The 14,157-nt window shown below is 36.4% G+C and carries 16 protein-coding genes; 9 read left to right on the top strand and 7 right to left on the bottom strand.

From position 1 onward, the window contains the following. Positions 1-9: 9 nt before the first annotated feature. On the top strand, positions 10-765 hold the full coding sequence (locus DEU42_RS02075; RefSeq protein ID WP_114756626.1) for an Asp/Glu racemase: 756 nt from the start codon (positions 10-12) through the stop codon (positions 763-765). A gap of 384 nt (positions 766-1,149) precedes the next feature. On the opposite strand, the gene DEU42_RS02070 is transcribed toward DEU42_RS02075, so the two are convergent. The 3 genes from DEU42_RS02070 to DEU42_RS02060 all read right to left on the bottom strand — a co-directional run bounded on the left by DEU42_RS02070 (position 1,150) and on the right by DEU42_RS02060 (position 3,441). Continuing rightward, positions 1,150-1,521 (bottom strand): hypothetical protein, encoded by a 372-nt coding sequence (locus DEU42_RS02070; protein ID WP_114756625.1) that lies wholly within the window; start codon positions 1,519-1,521, stop codon positions 1,150-1,152. A gap of 10 nt (positions 1,522-1,531) precedes the next feature. After that, positions 1,532-1,726, bottom strand: a complete 195-nt coding sequence (locus DEU42_RS02065) for a hypothetical protein (RefSeq protein ID WP_114756624.1) — start codon at positions 1,724-1,726, stop codon at positions 1,532-1,534. A 191-nt stretch (positions 1,727-1,917) separates the two neighbouring features. After that, the gene (locus tag DEU42_RS02060; protein ID WP_114756956.1) at positions 1,918-3,441 is read right to left on the bottom strand and encodes a DEAD/DEAH box helicase; all 1,524 of its coding nucleotides are present in this window, start codon (positions 3,439-3,441) and stop codon (positions 1,918-1,920) included. A 158-nt stretch (positions 3,442-3,599) separates the two neighbouring features. Between DEU42_RS02060 and nfi the strand changes: the two genes are divergently transcribed. Then, the gene (gene nfi, locus DEU42_RS02055; RefSeq protein ID WP_114756623.1) at positions 3,600-4,316 is read left to right on the top strand and encodes a deoxyribonuclease V; all 717 of its coding nucleotides are present in this window, start codon (positions 3,600-3,602) and stop codon (positions 4,314-4,316) included. Here the strand turns inward: nfi and DEU42_RS02050 are convergent, their stop codons facing one another. Continuing rightward, positions 4,317-4,829: a DUF6155 family protein gene (locus DEU42_RS02050; protein ID WP_114756622.1), complete on the bottom strand. Its 513-nt coding sequence runs from the start codon at positions 4,827-4,829 to the stop codon at positions 4,317-4,319. A 125-nt stretch (positions 4,830-4,954) separates the two neighbouring features. Between DEU42_RS02050 and DEU42_RS02045 the strand changes: the two genes are divergently transcribed. From DEU42_RS02045 to DEU42_RS02035, 3 genes are all read left to right on the top strand, one after another. Continuing rightward, positions 4,955-5,326 carry a hypothetical protein gene (locus DEU42_RS02045; RefSeq protein WP_114756621.1) on the top strand — a complete coding sequence of 124 codons (372 nt, stop codon included), beginning with the start codon at positions 4,955-4,957 and terminating at the stop codon, positions 5,324-5,326. Positions 5,327-5,468: 142 nt separating this feature from the next. Next, entirely contained in the window at positions 5,469-5,753 is a 285-nt protein-coding gene (locus DEU42_RS02040; protein WP_114756620.1) for a DUF3817 domain-containing protein, read from the top strand. A gap of 16 nt (positions 5,754-5,769) precedes the next feature. Further along, positions 5,770-7,014 carry a mechanosensitive ion channel family protein gene (locus DEU42_RS02035; protein ID WP_114756619.1) on the top strand — a complete coding sequence of 415 codons (1,245 nt, stop codon included), beginning with the start codon at positions 5,770-5,772 and terminating at the stop codon, positions 7,012-7,014. On the opposite strand, the gene DEU42_RS02030 is transcribed toward DEU42_RS02035, so the two are convergent. The 3 genes from DEU42_RS02030 to DEU42_RS02020 all read right to left on the bottom strand — a co-directional run bounded on the left by DEU42_RS02030 (position 7,011) and on the right by DEU42_RS02020 (position 10,053). Continuing rightward, positions 7,011-7,403, bottom strand: a complete 393-nt coding sequence (locus DEU42_RS02030; RefSeq protein WP_114756618.1) for an acyl-CoA thioesterase — start codon at positions 7,401-7,403, stop codon at positions 7,011-7,013. The genes DEU42_RS02035 and DEU42_RS02030 overlap by 4 nt on opposite strands. Further along, a complete protein-coding gene (locus DEU42_RS02025) occupies positions 7,400-7,819 on the bottom strand; it encodes an NUDIX domain-containing protein (protein WP_114756617.1) in 420 nt (139 codons plus the stop codon). The genes DEU42_RS02030 and DEU42_RS02025 overlap by 4 nt, the downstream gene beginning before the upstream one ends. A 257-nt stretch (positions 7,820-8,076) precedes the next feature. Beyond that, a complete protein-coding gene (locus DEU42_RS02020) occupies positions 8,077-10,053 on the bottom strand; it encodes a thiamine pyrophosphate-dependent enzyme (protein ID WP_114756616.1) in 1,977 nt (658 codons plus the stop codon). A 197-nt stretch (positions 10,054-10,250) separates the two neighbouring features. Between DEU42_RS02020 and DEU42_RS02015 the strand changes: the two genes are divergently transcribed. The 4 genes from DEU42_RS02015 to DEU42_RS02000 all read left to right on the top strand — a co-directional run bounded on the left by DEU42_RS02015 (position 10,251) and on the right by DEU42_RS02000 (position 14,041). Beyond that, positions 10,251-11,639: an AAA family ATPase gene (locus DEU42_RS02015; RefSeq protein ID WP_158537843.1), complete on the top strand. Its 1,389-nt coding sequence runs from the start codon at positions 10,251-10,253 to the stop codon at positions 11,637-11,639. Continuing rightward, positions 11,626-12,144 (top strand): hypothetical protein, encoded by a 519-nt coding sequence (locus DEU42_RS02010; RefSeq protein WP_114756614.1) that lies wholly within the window; start codon positions 11,626-11,628, stop codon positions 12,142-12,144. Before DEU42_RS02015 ends, DEU42_RS02010 begins: the two co-directional genes overlap by 14 nt. A 90-nt stretch (positions 12,145-12,234) precedes the next feature. Further along, complete coding sequence (locus tag DEU42_RS02005; protein ID WP_114756613.1) at positions 12,235-13,170, top strand: helix-turn-helix domain-containing protein; 936 nt, start codon at positions 12,235-12,237, stop codon at positions 13,168-13,170. A gap of 103 nt (positions 13,171-13,273) precedes the next feature. Beyond that, positions 13,274-14,041 carry an SDR family oxidoreductase gene (locus tag DEU42_RS02000; RefSeq protein WP_114756612.1) on the top strand — a complete coding sequence of 256 codons (768 nt, stop codon included), beginning with the start codon at positions 13,274-13,276 and terminating at the stop codon, positions 14,039-14,041. Positions 14,042-14,157: the final 116 nt, after the last annotated feature.

The raw sequence follows: 14,157 nt of genomic DNA, 5'->3' as shown, positions 1-14,157 counted from the left end.
AATAATAAAATGACTAAGAAAACATATAGAATCGGCCAGATAGTACCTAGTTCAAACGTTACTATGGAAACCGAAATACCTGCATTACTACGTTCGCGTGAAACCATTTCACCTGAACGTTTTACATTCCATTCAAGCCGAATGAGAATGAAAAAAGTAACTAAGGAAGAGCTTGAAGCAATGGATGCACAGAGCCTTAAATGTGCTCAGGAACTTTCCGATGCTCGTGTAGACGTTATGGGTTATGCCTGTCTTGTAGCTATTATGAGTATGGGACGTGGTTACCACTGTGTATCGGAAACCAATCTTTACGAAGAAACAGTAAAGAACGATGCCCCTGCTCCTATTGTTACCAGTGCCGGCGCGCTGATTAATGGGCTTAATGTGTTAGGAGCTAAAAAAGTAGCTGTTATTACACCTTATATGAAACCACTTACTCAACTTGTAGTTGATTATATCGAACATCAGGGATTTGAAGTAGTTGATTCAATAGCACTTGAAATAGCTGATAATCTTGAAGTTGCTGCTCAGGATCCAATGAACCTGCTTGATATCTATAAACGTTTAAATCTTGAAGGTGTAGATGTACTTGTAGTTTCAGCCTGTGTACAAATGCCTTCACTTGAAGCAATCGACGCAATCGAAAAAGAAATAGGTATACCTGTTACTTCTGCAGCAGTGTGTACTACATACGAAATGCTTAAAAAACTCGGGCTTGACACTAAGGTGCCAATGGGTGGTGCTCTATTAAGTGGAAAATATTAATATCTCAATCCCCTCAAATGAGGGGATTTTTACTTCGCACATTTATAATTACCTGTAAATTCCCAGCGAAAAAATATATGAATCTATTACTGATAAAATATTATAAAAAAAGCAGCTGCAATAAATGCAGCTGCAATAATCAAATATAATAATAGGTATTCGGGGGCGTGTCTAAACTATTTTAACAAATCAGTTATTGTAAAATTGTTATACAAACTTAGCCCTGAAAGCCTGAAAAAAGAAATATTTGGCATAGACAAGTAATAGACAAAAACACAAAATGTTAATATTTTTCTTGATACAACCATGCAATGCCACTAAAAATATTAACTCAAATAAAAAAATCCCCAATATAAATATATTGGGGATCTAAAAAATATATCGTTAATAGCGTTCATTTGTCTCTTCAAAATCCTCATCATCACTTGATATGGATTTATTTTGATCTTCATCAAGATCTATATTGTCATCAAGCAAGTAATCATCCTGGTTAAATGCTTCAGAATTTCTACTGTTGCCTCCCAGATCATTCCATTTTCTTTTTCTGCTTTCTGAAGTAAAATCCATCTGGTCTGAATTTATTGTGGGGTCACCTTCAGGAGTATAGGTTACTCCTTGTTGCTCCATAGCGAGATATTTGTCGGTTTCCTCAACTCCATCAACAGGATGATTTTTATTAAGATCATTCTTTTCAGAACCTGATGGTAAATTTCCAACCTCTTTTTTATTATCTCTGTTTTTTTGATGATTTTCCATGATATTTTATTTAAAGTAATAATATGGTGCTTATCTCATTGAATTTTAAGAGCATCAGATTGTTCCTTAAAAGGTTAGTAAGCAATAAGCTACATGATACTTCCTGATTTTGTTCTTTTTCAGCCATAAATTGAGCAGTCGCTTTTTCATAAGAAAGCGCATTATATTCGTTTGCATTTTCAGTATGTATAATAATACGTTCCATATATATAATGTTTTAATGTGGTGTAGCTCTTTTGGATATTCTAAAGTTACTTACTAAAAATGTAATAACAGTATAAGATTGTATTAAATTAAAGCCAATTTCTTTATGCTGCAAGTTTTTTCGGCGAATCGGTATTTTACTGCTGTCAATAACAGATTTACGATAAAATTCACCTGAGGATAACTTTTTAGTTATTCATCAGAATGGTATTTATAAAACATACTACCTATCATTACACCCAGCCTGTTTTTGTAATCTTCTATCAGCCACTCTCTGTAATTTTTTGTTGTCTTAGCTAATAGTTTGGCATATTGCTTCACACGGTATTCAATATCCGGGTCTAAAAGCCGGGCAAGTTTTCTGGCCTCAGGGACTGAATCAGCATTCTCAATACACATAATAGCATGCTGGTGTATTGATTTATCAATGACCGCTTTTGGTTTATGCCTTTGTTCCGCAGCAAGACGAAATTCTTCTTCAACATCAAAAGATATATCCGTGCTTTTGGCAAACTTTTCTCTTACTTCGTCAGGCATACTATACGTATGATAACTCTCTATCTCAGCATCTGTTCTTATGTTTTCAAGGAATTGTTCGGGATGCCTGAATATATATTGCCAGTCAACCGGATCACTCCATAAGCCAAAACGCTGCGCATTATTTCCAAGGTCAATTACCGTGAATATATCTTTATGAGGCAGTTTACGTGAACCGCGACCGATCATCTGAAAATACAGCGTTAAAGATCTGGTCGCCCTGTTTAATATAATTGCTTCTACTGTAGGCTCGTCAAATCCAGTAGTAAGGATTGAAACAGAAGTAAGAATGGCATCCGGAGTTTTTTTAAACCACGAAAGTATCTTTTTACGTTCCATTTCCGGTGTTTTATTATCAAGGTGTTTAATAGGTAAACCGGCAGCTCTAAAGGTTTCATAAACATAGAGCGAAGTGTTTATACCATTATTAAATATCAATGTCTTTTTTCCCTGGGCACGCGATACGTAAGATTGTAATAGCAAATCCTGCATAGCCGTACGCGAATACAGCTCATCAGAAGAACTAACTGTATAGTCTCCGTTTATTCCGAGCTTAAGCGAGGTAAGCTCAACATCATAACCAAACATTTGAGCATTAGCCAAAAATCCTTTGTTGATTAGTGACTGAATTGGCTCGCCAACAATTAATTCACTATACGTCTCATACATTGGAAGTTCTATATTAGAACTCAAAGGAGTAGCTGTTACCCCCAAAAAAAGTGAATTCTTAAAGTAAGTGAATAGTTTTCGAAATGAGTTATAATGCGCTTCGTCTACAATTACCAATCCCACATAATCCATGTGGAATTTTTTATCCTTAAGACGATTATTAAGGGTTTCAACCATCGCCACATAACAGGAATAATCATTGTTTTCGGGCAGGTCCTTTACATTACTATCAATAATGGTATTCTTAACCCCAAAACTTTTAAGCATTTGTGAAGTTTGCTTACTTAGCTCTATCCTGTGTGTAAGCACAAGTACCTTACGCTGGTATTTTTCAATATAGCGACGGGCGATTTCAGAAAATATGACAGTTTTGCCACCTCCCGTAGGAAGCTGGTATAAAAGATGGAAGTTATTTGGTTTGCCCTCAAACTTCTCAAATATAGCATCTATATCGTCTTTCTGATAGTGGTACAGCTCTTTCCTGTCCTCGACATTTTCTTCTCTTTCCATGTAGGTATGATAATTCCCAAAAATATGGTATTTAAGCACATTTATCTGCATAGAAAATCATAATTCTGAGAACTTAAACAAAATTTAATGAAACATTATGAATAGCCATCAGCAAATCAATGCTTTAATAAGTAAATTTGATTTGAAGGAAAATAACTATGTACAACTACGATTCCACTTCAATAACCGAAGCCACCGAGATACAGAATTACTTAAGAAACAAGGTTTCTTTGGTAACTGATATCGAAAATATCACAACGATAGCCGGTGGTGACATTTCTCATAATAAAGATACTGATGTAGTTTATGCCGGCATTGTAGTTTTGAGTTATCCTGAAATGAAGTTACTATCCTATTCGCTTGTTTTAGCTAAAACCACTTTCCCTTATGTACCCGGCTATCTTGGATTTCGTGAAGTTCCAGCCCTATTACAGGCATGGGAACAACTACCTGAAAAGCCTGACCTTATGATACTGGACGGACAGGGTGTTACACATCCAAGGCGTATGGGTATTGCTTCACACTTTGGGGTTTTAACCAATCACCCCACTATTGGCTGTGCAAAAAATATGCTATATGGAAACTATAGCCCTTTGGGACTAGAGAAATTCAGCACCAGCCCTATTATTAGCCAAAATGAACATTTAGGCTATGCCGTACGCACAAAAGACAATGTAAAGCCGGTCTATATTTCTCCCGGACACAAAGTATCTGTTGAGGACAGTTTAAAATTCATGAAACCATGCATACTGAAACACAGAATACCAGAACCTACACGTCTTGCTCATGAAAAAGTAAACTTATTCAGAGTTGGAAAATTAAAAGAAGGCTTTCATATAACTGATATACAACCCGATTTATTTTCAGGGTTTTAATTATTCAAAGTTATCCCAAACCCTTTCAAACTCCTTTCGGTTTTCCCAACGTTGCCTGAAAGCTTCATCCAGTATCTTTTTGATACGCCCCATAAAATTATCGTTCATACCATTTGCTGCCACGTATTCAACAGCCTGCTTGTACGAATTAAATATACTCTTATAAAATGTGGAAGAACTGAATTCTTTCCTTTCAGAATATGTTTGCGCAATTTCTATATTATAAAGCATTACATCAGCTACAACATAAGGGTCTACCCCTATCGTCAAAAAATGCTTTATATATTTTTGTGCTGTAGAGCGGCGTAACTTCGGACGCTTTCCTTTTACCGGAAAGTATTCATTAGCAATCTTGATCTTAGCTTCCTGTTCGAGCTTATCTTCTTTAGGGTTGAATATAAAATCGTAATACGTTTTTACTTCACTAAACTTTTCATACAATGAAAGCATTTGATCTTCCAATTCTTCTTTTGGCAATGATGCCAGGTACTTTTTTAGGTCGCGTTTACTCATGGTTCTCAAAAATAAGCCTTAATTTTGCTACAAGCAATAAAATCTGAAAAAGAGTATTGAAAAACTAGATAAAGTAGTATTTTTGCAATCCTTTTAAACAAAGTCAAAACTAAATAACTTTTACTGTGGAAAATCCGAGTGCACAAAAACTGATCAACAAAATACAGTTGGACCTTTTTAAGAAAGGCTTCGATGCAGAAACATTAATTGCCGATCTGAAAAAATTACGCGAATATTCCCTTGAAGAGCAAAACCCGGTACTTACTAAGGCACTACGTCTTACTTATGAGCACCTTGAGGCTAACGGAGCTTTTCTTATTCCTATTCCTGATGATGAGCCTGTAGACGAGGAAACAGAATTGGTAACTGATGCTGTAAACGGTAACGAAAACAACCTTGAAAGCCTTGAATACCTTATTTCACTTTTCAGTGATTTGACTAAAAAGAATAATCTTCTGGATCTTAGAGAATACAACAAAGCATTCCTTGCATTTTAATCTCTATTAATTGGTTATATAATTTAAAGCTGTTTGTTTTCAAACAGCTTTTTTTATGTTTTAACAATATTTCGCCTGTTATTTGTTTTTTTGACTAAAGTCTATACCCTACATTTGCACTATTACCATTAATCTCCCAAGTATGACTCGCTTATTTAAAATCGTTGCCACCCTGGAGGGTGTTTCTCTTTTAGCTTTATTATTTATTGCCATGCCATTAAAATATGTATGGGACATGCCAGAGTATGTTCGCGTGGTAGGTATGGCTCACGGACTTTTATTTATTGTATACATCATCATTGCCAGTATGCTTAAATCTGAGCTGAAGTGGTCATTAAGCAAGTACTTAATTATTTGCCTGGCTTCAGTTATACCCTTCGGAACATTTTATATTGAATATAAGTATTTCAAAAATATCGAAAACTAAATTCATAAGTAAATAAATGGAGCTATTTAACTGGGCATATAAATTACTGACAGGTATTGGCCTTGGCCATGTTACGGCTATATACATTAATCTGGTAATTAATCTTATTATCATTGGCATCATAGCCTATGTTATCGACAAGATTGCCAAAAGAGTATTTATTCTTGGTTTTATTATTCTTGCCAGAAGTACAAAAACCTCTTTTGATGATTTTTTGGTAAGAAATAAAACCTCAAAATTTATTGCCCATTTAATTCCATTATATTTTATTTATAAAACAGTTCCGGTTGCATTAAAAGATTTTACCTACTGGGAATACATCTTCTCAAAGGGTATAACCACTTTCATTATTCTCATCAGCCTTTGGACTGCAAGGAGTATCTTCAATGCTTTTGGTGACTATCTTAAGCAGAAACCGGATTACAACGACAAACCTATTGATAGCTACGTACAAGTAGTAATGCTAATACTTTGGATTTTTGGCGTTATATCAATAATCCTCATGCTTTTTGATATTAAAATGGACAAGCTTTTAGCTACTTTCGGAGCTATTTCCGCTGTCATAATAATAGTATTCAAAGACACCATCCTTGGAGTTGTAGCCAGTATACAGGTTACTGTAAATGACATTGTGCGCATAGGCGACTGGATTACCATTGAAAAATTTGGGGCCGATGGCGACGTTATCGAAATCAACCTTGCAACGGTTAAGGTTAAGAACTTCGACAATACCACTACCACAATACCAACTTACAGCCTTATTTCCGATTCATTTAAAAACTGGAGAGGAATGCAAAGCTCGCCGGGAAGAAGGATTAAAAGGCACATACTGATTAAGGCCAACACCGTGCGTTTCCTGCACAAAGAAGAACTGGCTGACCTGAAAAAAATCCATCTCGTATCTGCTTATATCGACCAAAGACAACATGATATTGACCGATATAACGAGCAAAACGGTATCGATAAATCCCTTTCTATTAATGGGCGTAACCTGACTAACCTTGGTATATTCAGGAAGTATATCAATAATTATATTGAAACGCATCCGGGAGCTAATAAAGAGATGACCATCATGTGCCGTCACCTGCAACCAACCGAGAAAGGCATTCCTATTGAAATTTATTTGTTTACCTCTGATAAACGCTGGATAAACCACGAATATATCATGGCTGATATCTTTGACCACATCATTGCTTCAGTGGCTTATTTTGACCTTGAAATATTTGAATTACCTTCAGGTAAAGGTTATATCGACGCTTAAGGTTTAGATATCCTGTCCTTAACGTATTCTATCTTCGTTTTACCGTGAGCCGAAGGACGTCCAAAACTATCAAGGTTTACCATAGTGATATTATCAACAGTAATAATCTTTTCGTGTGTCATTTTATTACGCACCTCCGATTTTAAAACCAGTGAAGTAGTACCAAAGCGCACCACATCAATACCAATTTCTACGATATCGCCCTGTTTAGCAGAGCTCATAAAATTGATCTCCGACATATGTTTTGTTACCACACGCTGATTTTCAAGCTGTATAATAGAATATAGTGCTGCTTCTTCGTCAATCCAGGCCAGCAATTTCCCTCCAAATAAAGTTCCGTTAGGGTTAAGGTCTTCGGGTTTTACCCATTTTCTTGTGTGAAATCTCATAAGTGATGTTTTTCAAGAGCTAATTGTATGATATCCGCATGGTCAAACGCAAGTTCAGGCAAAGCTGAAACAGCAAACCATTCCGCTTCATCAGCATCATCAGCACCTATTGCCTGAGCATCTGCCTCTGCAAATCCTGAATAGGCTATAGAAACCGTATGGCTTCTTGGATCACGCCCCGGTTTACCGAACGCTCCAAGCTGCTCGAGGTTATCCAAAACGAGCCCTGTTTCCTCCTGAAGCTCTCTTTTGGCAGCAACAGCCAAATCTTCACCTTCGTCAACAAAACCGCCGGGCAATGCCCATTTCCCTTTAAAAGGTTCTTTTTTCCTTTTAATAAGAAGCAGTTCATTTCCCGCGTTAGATTTTCTGAACACAACAGCGTCAACCGTTACAAATATCTTTGATGTTCTCATACCTCAAAGTTAAGAAAAACCCGATCTCCTTTATGACAATTTTTAAGTGATTTTATTTATGATATGATAGATTTAAAGTGGTAAAGATTCGATAGTCACAAAGTAGCAAAGCTGCAAAGTGACAAAGTTATGATATAGATACAAAGCAACAGAGTTCCAAAGTAACAAAGTCTTAGACTTTGTTACTTTGGAACTCTTATATTATACAACGTAACTGAAAACTCAGCTACTTTGGAACTCTGCCACTTTGCTACTGCCTAGTATGCCATCAACTCCTGTAAAGCTGTTTCAAAACGTTGCTTAGGCAAATATTGGTCTTCCAGTGCTTTTGTAAACGGAATAGCACTCTCAAGGCTACCTACACGTTTTACAGGGCCATCCAGATATTCGAAACAATTTTCCATGATCATAGCTGAGATATCGCTCGCCACACCACCAAATAATGTATCTTCCTGAAGCACTATCACTTTACCTGTTTTCTTAACCGATTTATATATCGTTTCGGTATCAAGTGGCTGAAGCGTTCTTAAATCAATAAGATCAGCTTTTATATGCGGATGCTTATCAAGCGTTTCAAGTGCCCAGTGAACACCGGCACCAAAAGTTATGATAGTCACTTCTTCCCCTTCTTTAAGCAATGCTGCCTGACCGAAAGGAATTGTGTAATAATCTTTTGGAACATCCTGATAAATACTTCTGTACAACGCTTTGTGCTCAAAGAACATTACCGGATTCGGGTCGTTGATAGCAGTAGCCAAAAGCCCTTTTGCATCATAAGGGAATGCAGGATAAACAACTTTAAGCCCCGGGGTTTTGGTAAACCACGCCTCATTGGTCTGTGAATGGAAAGGCCCTGCCTGTACTCCTGCCCCACAAGGCATACGCACTACTACATCGGCATTTTCTTGCCAACGGTAGTGTACTTTAGCCAAATAGTTCACGATTGGGTTAAAGCCTGTTGACACGAAATCGGCAAACTGCATTTCGATAACCGATTTATAACCGTTAATGGAAAGCCCCATACCGGCAGATACAACAGCCGATTCACAGATAGGTGTATTGCGCACACGGTCTTTGCCAAACTCAGCCACAAAGCCATCTGTTATCTTGAAGGCACCGCCATATTCGGCGATATCCTGTCCCATTATCACAAGGTTCTCGTGACGCTCCATTGATTGCTTAAGCCCTTGTGAAATAGCATCGATCATACGAACGTTTTCCTTATCCTCTTTTGAAGTAACTTCTTCAAATTGATAAGGTTTATATACATCATTTAACTCTTCACTTAAACTTGCTTCGATAGCAGGTTCAGCAGAAGCTTTTTGATAATTCTCGTCAATTTCTTTCTTAAGTTCAGCTCTTAAAGCTTCGTCAGCTTCTTCGGTAAGCACACCTTCTTCCTTAAGATATTTTCTGTAATTATCTACCGGATCTTTGATAGCCCACATATCCATCAATTCCTGCGGAACGTATTTGGTACCACTCGCCTCTTCGTGCCCACGCATCCTGAAGGTTTTGAACTCTAATAATACCGGACGTGGGTTTTCACGTAGTGAAGCTACGATATCAGTCAGCTTGGTAAACACTTCAAGAATATTGTTACCATCAATAATATGCGATTCCATTCCGAAACCTACCCCTTTATCGGCAATGTTTTCGCAACGGTATTGCTCATTAGTTGGTGTAGAAAGTCCGTAACCATTATTCTCAACGATAAACAGTACCGGAAGCTCCCATACCGCAGCAATGTTCAATGCTTCGTGGAAATCGCCTTCAGAAGTAGCTCCTTCACCGGTAAATACAGCAGTAACTTTCTTCTCATCCCTTAGTTTGTGCGCTAAAGCGATACCATCAGCCACACCCAATTGCGGACCTAGGTGCGATATCATACCAATGATCTTGTATTCTTGTGTACCAAAGTGGAAAGAACGGTCACGCCCCTTAGTAAAACCATTAGCCTTACCCTGCCATTGCGAGAACAGTCTGTATAGCGGAATATCACGACCTGTGAACACACCAAGGTTACGGTGCATAGGCAGGATATATTCGTCTTTATCCAGAACAGCGGTAACACCTACAGAGATAGCCTCCTGCCCGATACCGGAAAACCATTTGGATACTTTGCCCTGGCGGATAAGAATGAGCATTTTCTCTTCTATCAGCCTTGGCTTTATTAATTTCTTATATAAATCGAGTAATTGTTCGTTGGTTAATTGTTTTCTATCGAAATTCATTGTGATTTTTGAATAATCATTAAACGCACCCAAATGTAATAAAATAACAGGATGTAAATAAAATGTTAGGAAAATTTATTTTGAACTTTAAACTTAATAATACACATGCATTTATCTGTACAGTCCTGCTTATATTTTTAATACCAATTAATAGAATTATAGTATCTATTAAATATATTTGTTTAAAACTTTGGAATATGAAGGTTATCATAAATGAATTAGGAGCTATTAAATCAGGAACAATAGATTTGTCCAAAAAAATTAATATTTTTTGTGGTCCTAATGGTACAGGTAAAACATACGTTGCTTATGCCATATATGGATTGTTAAAATCTAAAATTCATGTAGGCTTTAATCGTGAATTAGTTAATGAATTAATAGAAAATAAAAAGGCTGAGTTTAAAATTAATTATGACGCATTAAAAAATTATCGTGTAGAACTGGTAAAAAACTTCAAAGACAACTTAGACGGCTTATTTGGTATTGGAACGGAATTTGCGAAACAACATTTCAGCGATTCTTCTGTAAATTTTAATGATACTGATGAAGATTTTCAACAATTCTTACATTCAAGTGAAATTAATTCAAAAATCTTAATCGGAAAATTTGAGATAGGAATAATTAAAAACATTAATCTAAATTCTTTAAAATTAGAATTATTAGATTCAACAATATCAAGTGATGATATTGAAGCTCTTAACGTTTATTTGAATTCAACTATTATTGACTTTTTAGCAACCTACCCAATAACTTCTACTTATATTCTTCCCGTAGAGAGAAATTCAATTTTTACATTCAGTAAAGAATTATCCATACGTAAACAAGAGGCTGTAGATCATTTTCATGCAATGACAAGCAAAGGAAAAGTAGATAAGTTTGAATTATTATTTAATAAGACTACAAGATACCCACTGCCAATCAAAGATGGATTATTGGTAGCGGACGATTTGGCTGAAATTAAAAAAAATAAAAGTGCATATTATGATTTTGCTTCAAGAATTGAAACTGATTTACTTAATGGAACTGTAGAAATTAGTAATGATGGTGAAATTCAATTTAAACCAAAACAGTCTCCAAAAAAAGTACTACCCATACATATGACAGCTTCAATTATAAAGTCATTATCAAGTTTAGTCGTATATCTTAAGCATATAGCTCAGCCTAATGATTTAATAATTATTGATGAACCTGAGATTAATTTGCATCCTGATAATCAAATTATTTTAACTCGCTTATTTGCAAGACTTATTAATAATGGCTTTCGTTTATTAATAAGCACACATAGTGATTATGTAGTAAGAGAATTAAATAATTTAATAATGCTTTCTGAAAAAAATACAGAGATTGAAAAATTAAGGACGAAATTTCACTATGATAACAGTGAAACTCTTACAAAACAAGATATTGATGTCCATTATTTTAATTATCCAAAAAAAATGAGGGGGAATAAACAGGTTATTATTCAAAAAATAGAGATAACTGATAGTGGTTTTGAAATACCATCAGTAGATGCTGTAATAAATAAACAAAATGAAATTGCCGAAGAACTATATTATGCATTAAAATTTGGAAATGAAGATGAATAAATTACTGCATATTTCAAATGTCTTGGATGATTTTTTCAAAGAAGAGACAATATCCAAGCTTGTCGAAATTCAAGAAAATATGTCTATAGATTTTATTAGTGAAAAGCAAAAATATCTTTCATTTAGTTTTGATAAAAGACTCCCTGCTAATGAATTTCCGAAGGGTTTATTCCCTTTTTTTAATCGGGGACAGGCTGGAGTTTGTTCATTTTGCGATTATGTTATTTTCACTGAAAGAGCTGGACAGTTATTCATTTTACTGATAGAACTAAAGAAAGGAAAAGACAATGTAACAAAACAACTTAATGCTGGGCACTGTTTTGCTGAATTTGTAATAAATACCCTTAATAGAGTGTATAATTCTAATATAACACCACAAATAAGGAAAATTTCCATTAGAGAACGTCATATAAAACCAAAACAAAAACAGAAAGAAATAATTTATGATAACAATTTTTGCACGTTTAGTGATAGCAAATTTTGGTTAAAGAAATATTTAGTATAGCTATCCCCGGATTGCGCGGATTTGTAATCAGTGTAGATTTATACAAAGGTTATTTCCCTACCTTTGAATTTTGCAACAAAATTCAAAGTCATGAATATTGAGAATAAAACCCTTGAGGATTTCTATAAAGAAGCTGCCATCTTTACCGGAAGGGAAATTGATACACTGCTACCACCAGGCATTACCAAAGAGATAGGACACTTTAATATATTTGATATTGCAGATACTATCCGAGAGGTAAAACGCAAGAACCAAATGCCTTACAACCGCAGGGCGTATTACAAGATAAGCCTTATCCGTGGTAAGAACCGCGCTGAATATGCCGATAAGGTAATTGATGTTCAAAAGAATGCATTGTTATTTGCAACCCCTAAAGTACCCTATCATTGGGTACCGCAGGACGAGAACCAGTCGGGATCATTCATCGTATTTACAGATGATTTCATGATAAAGAACAAAAGCGGCGTAATGCTGGATGAGCTTCCTATCTTCAGGTCGGGCGGCTATCCTGTATTTGAGATATCCGATGAAGAAGCTGATGAGATTGAGCTTACATTCAAAAAAATGAAGAAGGAAATCGCTTCGGATTACGAATTCAAATACGACTTGTTACGCAATTACGTACTGGAACTCATCCATTACGGACAAAAACTACAACCGGCAACTACCATACAGTCAACACATAATGCCTCACAACGCATTATAGCATTGTTTATAGAATTACTAGAGCGTCAGTTCCCTATTGAGTCTACTTCCCAAAAGCTGTCATTGCGTTCAGCCAAAGAATATGCCGACAGGCTTGCAGTGCACGTTAACCACCTTAATAAGGTCCTTAAAGAAAACACAGGCAAAACTACTACTGAAATCATTACGGGACGCATGATACAGGAAGCCAAAATATTACTCAAGCAAACCGACTGGAATGTCTCTGAAATAGCCTACAGCCTGGGCTTTGACGAAGTAGCACATTTCTCTAACTTCTTTAAAAAACAGACCGAAATGGCTCCGCTAGCCTACCGGATATAATTGAGATTTGAATTTTGCAAATCAGGGATTGTAATTTGCAAACACCCGCCTCCCCTTCTTACCGAACTTTGTACCATCAATTAATAACAAGAATTATATAAAAATGGAAACAAAAAAAAATAAGATCGCAGTAGTAACCGGCGGAAGCCGCGGACTGGGTAGGGATATGGCTATTTCCCTTGCTAAAAAAGGCCTTGACGTAATATTCACCTATAACAGCAACAAAGCAGCAGCTGACGAAGTGGTTGCCGAAATCCAGTCGTTAGGACAAAAAGCCATCGCCTACCAGCTTGATACTTCTAAACCTGCTGAATTTGACAGCTTTTTAAGCGAGGTCGGTTCACACCTTAAGGAGCATACCGGAAGCTCAAACTTTGACTTCCTTATCAACAATGCGGGTACGGCACTTTACAGTCCGTTTGCTGACACTACCGAAGAACAACTGGACGATATGATAAACATCCATTACAAAGGTGTTTATATGCTTACCCAAAAAGCATTGAACTATTTGAATGATGGCGGTGGTATCGTAAACATTTCTTCAGGTCTGGCGCGTTTTACACAACCGGGTTCATCTGCTTACGGCGCCATGAAATCAGCTGTTGAATCACTTACCCGTTACCTAGCAAGAGAACTTGGCTCAAGAGGCATCAGGGCTAATGTAGTAGCTCCGGGACCTATTGCAACAGACTTTGGCGGTGGCCGTGTAAGAGACACTAAAGAAATCAACGACTTCCTGTCCAGCATCACTCCACTGGGTCGTGTTGGCCTTGCCGATGATATTGGAGGTGTAGTAGCCTTTTTATGTACCGATGACGCCAAATGGGTTAACGGACAACGCATTGAAGCATCAGGAGGTATTTTTATATAATACACATTGAGTACCGTTTGTCATTTCGATTTCTATGATATAACCAAATCTTTTTGATAAAAGGTTTGGTTTTTTATTACCGCAAAAACCCGATGGATTATTTTATTTCTAACAGC

This window comes from Flavobacterium sp. AG291, assembly GCF_003350375.1.
In the GTDB taxonomy this organism is placed as follows: Bacteria; Bacteroidota; Bacteroidia; order Flavobacteriales; family Flavobacteriaceae; genus Flavobacterium; species Flavobacterium suzhouense.
The sequence above is the reverse complement of the archived record's forward strand: the minus strand, read 5'-3'. Positions and strand labels throughout refer to the sequence as shown.

What these genes read in the sequence shown, in the direction of transcription:
- DEU42_RS02075 (WP_114756626.1), top strand. Translation starts at nt 10, where the DNA reads ATGACTAAGAAAACATATAGAATCGGCCAGATAGTACCTAGTTCAAAC.
- DEU42_RS02070 (WP_114756625.1), bottom strand. Translation starts at nt 1,521, where the DNA reads ATGGAAAATCATCAAAAAAACAGAGATAATAAAAAAGAGGTTGGAAAT.
- DEU42_RS02065 (WP_114756624.1), bottom strand. Translation starts at nt 1,726, where the DNA reads ATGGAACGTATTATTATACATACTGAAAATGCAAACGAATATAATGCG.
- DEU42_RS02060 (WP_114756956.1), bottom strand. Translation starts at nt 3,441, where the DNA reads ATGGAAAGAGAAGAAAATGTCGAGGACAGGAAAGAGCTGTACCACTAT.
- nfi (WP_114756623.1), top strand. Translation starts at nt 3,600, where the DNA reads ATGTACAACTACGATTCCACTTCAATAACCGAAGCCACCGAGATACAG.
- DEU42_RS02050 (WP_114756622.1), bottom strand. Translation starts at nt 4,829, where the DNA reads ATGAGTAAACGCGACCTAAAAAAGTACCTGGCATCATTGCCAAAAGAA.
- DEU42_RS02040 (WP_114756620.1), top strand. Translation starts at nt 5,469, where the DNA reads ATGACTCGCTTATTTAAAATCGTTGCCACCCTGGAGGGTGTTTCTCTT.
- DEU42_RS02035 (WP_114756619.1), top strand. Translation starts at nt 5,770, where the DNA reads ATGGAGCTATTTAACTGGGCATATAAATTACTGACAGGTATTGGCCTT.
- DEU42_RS02030 (WP_114756618.1), bottom strand. Translation starts at nt 7,403, where the DNA reads ATGAGATTTCACACAAGAAAATGGGTAAAACCCGAAGACCTTAACCCT.
- DEU42_RS02025 (WP_114756617.1), bottom strand. Translation starts at nt 7,819, where the DNA reads ATGAGAACATCAAAGATATTTGTAACGGTTGACGCTGTTGTGTTCAGA.
- DEU42_RS02020 (WP_114756616.1), bottom strand. Translation starts at nt 10,053, where the DNA reads ATGAATTTCGATAGAAAACAATTAACCAACGAACAATTACTCGATTTA.
- DEU42_RS02015 (WP_158537843.1), top strand. Translation starts at nt 10,251, where the DNA reads ATGAAGGTTATCATAAATGAATTAGGAGCTATTAAATCAGGAACAATA.
- DEU42_RS02010 (WP_114756614.1), top strand. Translation starts at nt 11,626, where the DNA reads ATGAAGATGAATAAATTACTGCATATTTCAAATGTCTTGGATGATTTT.
- DEU42_RS02005 (WP_114756613.1), top strand. Translation starts at nt 12,235, where the DNA reads ATGAATATTGAGAATAAAACCCTTGAGGATTTCTATAAAGAAGCTGCC.
- DEU42_RS02000 (WP_114756612.1), top strand. Translation starts at nt 13,274, where the DNA reads ATGGAAACAAAAAAAAATAAGATCGCAGTAGTAACCGGCGGAAGCCGC.